Source organism: Nevskia soli (assembly GCF_903970205.1).
Lineage (GTDB): Bacteria > Acidobacteriota > Terriglobia > Bryobacterales > Bryobacteraceae > Bog-113.
In genome coordinates, this window is record NZ_CAJCHS010000307.1 from 1 (window position 1) to 4,356 (window position 4,356).

At 59.6% G+C, this 4,356-nt stretch carries 5 protein-coding genes; 4 read left to right on the forward strand and 1 reads right to left on the reverse strand.

All coding sequences use genetic code 11. The annotated features are described in order from the left end of the window. Positions 1 to 68 precede the first annotated feature (68 nt). Positions 69 to 515, reverse strand: a complete 447-nt coding sequence (locus H1Y01_RS13460) for a hypothetical protein (RefSeq protein ID WP_180541030.1) — start codon at positions 513 to 515, stop codon at positions 69 to 71. Positions 516 to 667: 152 nt separating this feature from the next. On the opposite strand from H1Y01_RS13460, the gene H1Y01_RS13465 reads away from it, so the two are divergent. The 4 genes from H1Y01_RS13465 to H1Y01_RS13480 all read left to right on the forward strand — a co-directional run. Continuing rightward, positions 668 to 1,000 carry a hypothetical protein gene (locus H1Y01_RS13465; protein WP_180541031.1) on the forward strand — a complete coding sequence of 111 codons (333 nt, stop codon included), beginning with the start codon at positions 668 to 670 and terminating at the stop codon, positions 998 to 1,000. Between the two features lie 356 nt (positions 1,001 to 1,356). Then, complete coding sequence (locus H1Y01_RS13470) at positions 1,357 to 3,294, forward strand: peptidylprolyl isomerase (protein ID WP_180541032.1); 1,938 nt, start codon at positions 1,357 to 1,359, stop codon at positions 3,292 to 3,294. Beyond that, entirely contained in the window at positions 3,295 to 3,942 is a 648-nt protein-coding gene (locus H1Y01_RS13475) for a DedA family protein (protein WP_180541033.1), read from the forward strand. Positions 3,943 to 3,951: 9 nt separating this feature from the next. After that, positions 3,952 to 4,356 (forward strand): YhjD/YihY/BrkB family envelope integrity protein (locus H1Y01_RS13480; protein ID WP_180541034.1); only part of this gene is annotated, 405 nt, incomplete at its 3' end.

Below are 4,356 nucleotides of genomic sequence, written 5' to 3' on the forward strand. Positions count from 1 at the left end.
AAGCCGGCGTATTTCGCAATGGAGCAGTCCATTGAAGCGGCCCCTGGCCGATAGCACCTTCGTTGCGGTTACTTGTGTAAGATGACGCCGTCAATAGCTCCGGGAAGACCTGGAAGCTCGGGGAGTTTTGTCTGTCGAGCATTGGTGACGGTCAGTTCGAGAGTCGGCCGAGAGGCGCTGACTTCAGCCTCGGTTATCAATCCAGCTGATACAAGGCGTTGGCCCTTTTCGCTAAAGAGAATCTGCTCGTCCGCGATGAATTGGCTTAGTTCACTGAGGTAAGTCGCGCTATCTGTCCAGATAATCGACCGAGTCACTTGCGAGGGAATCGGAACCTGGTTGTGGCCGCTATTCAGAAGAGTGGCGAGGTAATCCGCCCGGATTTCGTCACGGTCCGTGCCAGGGCAAGTGGACTCACTTCCTGAATGATAGGAGTTATCGAGTGAGCGCTGGTAGTAGGCGGGGTGAACGCCGTTGACTAGAATCGTGTGTTGCGCAGCGCCGCAAGCCGACAACAAGTAACTTCCGATTTCCGGCCAACCGATGCGCGGTTGGCTGCGGCCGCCGCCGCATACCGAGCCGCCTCCAAATCCCTGGCCAAAGCTATCTCCGCTGGTTACGTAAACCTTTGATTCAACTGAGAGCCGACGTCCCAACCGATACTGCGGTGAAACTCTACCCCGAGTTCCCCGCGCATGCAGTGATCGTGATGGCGAACTCGCCTTCCGACACCACGTCCGCGTTCCTTCGAATCTTTCAGACCGAGAGGGATCGCAACGGCGCCTGGCTAGCTGCGGGTAATGTGCTCGTTAATCACCGCGCACCAGGGCTCGCAGCTGCGGTCCAGAGTAGTCTAGTCGTTCACGTTCAAGGAATCGAGAACAGAAAGCATGGCATCATGATCATCGCTCTCGGCGAGACTGGCGGCCTCTCCGGCCAGAGTGTAGTTCTCGGCAAGCGAAAGCAGATCGGGAATCCTGACTGTGAGGCGATCGCGTAAAACCAGGTACGCACCCCACGCTCGTGTTCTTGCGATTCGCGTTTTCCCAGCTTCTGGAGTTTGTTTCAGGGGCAGAGCTCGAAGCCGGAGGTTATATCGGAACTGTTTTGGGCGAGCCTTCATGGTATCGCCGAGCTAACCAGAACCAAGCGATTTCCGCCCCAGCCGTCGAAAGAGCGCGTGAGGGCGCTCGTCGACCGCTTCACTTTCCCAAGATGAACCGGCAAGGGTGGTGAAAGCGCGACGACCCTCCCATTTGACCGGTTGCGTTGTTCTACGGACCGTCTGTTCCCCGTCCTACCCCGTTTCCCACGCTACAATAAGAGTTTCCGAAGTTCTGAAAGGACCTCCCGTTCATGTTTGACCTCTTCCGCAGCCGCGATAAGGCTGTCCGTATCCTTCTTGGCGTAATCCTGGGCGTCGTGGCCATCTCCATGGTGACCTATCTCATCCCCGGCGCCGGGGGTGGCGGGCTCTCCGGTAGTAATGACCCGGATGTCGTGGCTCAAATCGGGGATGACACGGTCACCACCACCGCCGTGATGCAGACCATTTCGGCCAGTATGCGCGGCAAGAATCTCCCGCCCGAAATGATGAGCTTTTATGCGCCTCAGGTGGTCGAGCAGCTCATCAACGAGCGCGCGCTCGCTTACGAGGCCAAACGGCTCGGGGTCTCGGTTTCCGATGACGATGTGGCCAACGCCATCCGCGCGGAGTTGCCTCCCCAATTCATCAAGAAAGACGGCAGCGTCGACCAGGATGCCGTGAGCGCGGCTCTGGCGCAGCGCGACATGACCATCCAGCAGTTCATCGACGATACCCGGCGCCAGATGCTGGTCGCCCGCCTTAACCAGATCGTTTCCGCCGGGATCGTCGTCACCAAATCGCAGGTGGAGCAGGAGTATAAGCAGCGCAACGACAAGGTCAAAGTCGATTACGTTCTGATCAAGCCCGCGCAATTCGAGAGCAAGGTGCAAGTCTCTCCCGCCGACCTCGAAAGCTACTACAAGACGCACACCGCGTCGTATATCTCGCCCGAAAAGCGCAGCCTGGCGGTGATTCTCCTCGACACCAGCACGGTCGAGCAATCCATCAATCCGTCGGATAGCGATCTGCAATCGGTCTACAATTCCAGCCTGGATCGTTTTCGCTTGCCCGAGCGCGTCAAGGTTCGCCATATCCTGCTCAAGACCGACAAGGCGAAGAACGATGACGCGCAGGTGGAGGCGAAAGCCAAGGACCTGCTGAAGCAGATTCAGGGCGGCGCGGATTTCGGTGAGCTGGCGAAGAAGTACTCGCAGGATCCGGGGTCCGGGGCCAAGGGCGGCGAACTCGATTTCATCACCCGCGGACAGACCGTCAAGCCGTTCGAAGACGCCGCTTTTTCGTTGAAGCCGGGCCAGACGAGCGGCCTGGTCAAGACCATTTACGGCTATCACATCATTCAGGTCGAGCAGCGCGAAGACGCGCATCTGAAGCCGTTCGCGGAAGTGAAGGATACGCTGGCGGCCGAGTACAAGAAGCGGCAGGCGGCCGATCAGATCCAGAAAATGACGGATCAGTTGACGCGTGAACTACAGAAGGATCCGGCTCATCCGGATAAAGCCGCAGCCGATGTGCATGGCGAGCTGATCCGGGTCGATAACGTGAAGCCGGGCGACCCTCTTCCGAAAATCGGCGTGAATCAGGCGTTGCAAACGGCGCTGAACGGGCTGAAGGTGAACGAGATCACGCAGCCGGTGAGCCTCACTCCGAATCAGGTTGCGGTGGCGGAAGTGACAGCGATCGCCCCCGCGCACCCGTCAAGTCTGGACGAAGTCCGCGTGCAGGTGGAAACCGCGGTGAAGCGTCAAAAGCTGGACGATCTGGTGGCGAAAGCAGCGGCGGATCTGGCCGCTAAAGCCAAGGCGGATGGGAACGATCTCGCCAAAGCGGCTAAGGAACTCAATCTCGATATGAAGCAGTCGAACGACTTCAATCGCGAGGGCGCTGTGGAGGGACTGGGTTCGGCGTCGCTCCTCGGGGATGCGTTTAAGGCGAAGGATGGGTCGATTGTGGGGCCAGTTCCGGCAGCGGATGGGAAAGCGGTGATTGAAGTCGTCTCGCATACTCCGGCCGATATGGCGAACTTCGCGGCGCAGCAGGCGACCCTGCGCGACGAACTGAAGAACAAGGACTCGCGTGAGCGGATGGGACTGTTCGAAGCCGGTGTTCGCAAAGCACTGGAGAAAGACGGCAAGATCAAGATTCACCAGGACACGATCACGCGCCTGGTGCAGAGCTTCCGCAGCTAGATGCACGCTTTTCTCGACTTTCTAAAGTCGCTCACCGATCCGCACCGGTTAGCAGCGATGCTGTCGAGCCAGTTCAGCGGCTGGCTCGGCTATGGCCTGCTGTCGCTCATCATCTTCGGCGAGACGGGCTTGCTTGCCGGATTTTTTCTGCCCGGCGATTCGCTTCTTTTCTCGGTTGGAGTGGTCTGCGGATTCGGCTTCCTGAAGCTGCCGGTGCTGATCGGGGTGCTGATCTGCGCTGCGATCATCGGCGACAATACAGGATATTTTCTGGGCCGCAGTGCCGGGCCGCTAGTGTTCAGCCGGCCGCGCTCACGCCTGTTCAACCCCGACCACATCCAGCGCGCGAAGGAGTTTTACGAGCGCTATGGCGGCCGCGCGATCGTCTACGCCCGCTTTGTTCCGGTGATCCGGACGTGCATGCCGTTCATGGCCGGCGTCGCGGGCATGCCCTACACGCGCTTCCTGACGTTCAGCGTTTTCGGCGGCGCCGGTTGGATCGCGGCGATGACGCTGCTCGGGTATAAGCTGGGCAGCGTGCCGGTGATCCAGAAGAACATCGAGGTCGTGGTTCTTGCGATCGTCGTCATCTCGCTATTGCCGGTGGCTTTGCAGTTCGTGCGGCGGCGTAGCACTTCGGCGGCGTAGCCGGGAGCGATGGCGTCCGCACTCTGGCGCAACCTGCCGTTTCTGCTGCGGAGGGCCGTCGTCTCCTCCGCGGAAGACGGCGTGTTCAGTCTGGCCAAGGGCGCGGCGTATTCCTCGCTGCTCTCGTTCTTCCCGATTCTGACTTCGGCCGCCGCCATTCTAGTCCAGGTGCGGGCGGAGTTTGTTGCCCAGCAGATTGCCGGATTCCTCTCGGAAGTGCTGCCGCCGGGAACGGATCAGGTGGTGATGATGCAGTTTCGACTGCGCGGCCCAAAGCCGGTGGGACTTCTAATCGCCGCGAACGTGCTGGCCATATGGGCCGCGTCGAGCATCATCAAGAGCCTGATTGACGGCTTCCACATGGCGTACCGCGTTCCTAAAGGCCGCGATTTCTTCCACAACACGGCGGTCGCC

Bases quoted from the DNA above. Each gene is read 5' to 3' on its own strand.
- H1Y01_RS13470 (WP_180541032.1), top strand. From the start codon at position 1,357: ATGTTTGACCTCTTCCGCAGCCGCGATAAGGCTGTCCGTATCCTTCTT.
- H1Y01_RS13475 (WP_180541033.1), top strand. From the start codon at position 3,295: ATGCACGCTTTTCTCGACTTTCTAAAGTCGCTCACCGATCCGCACCGG.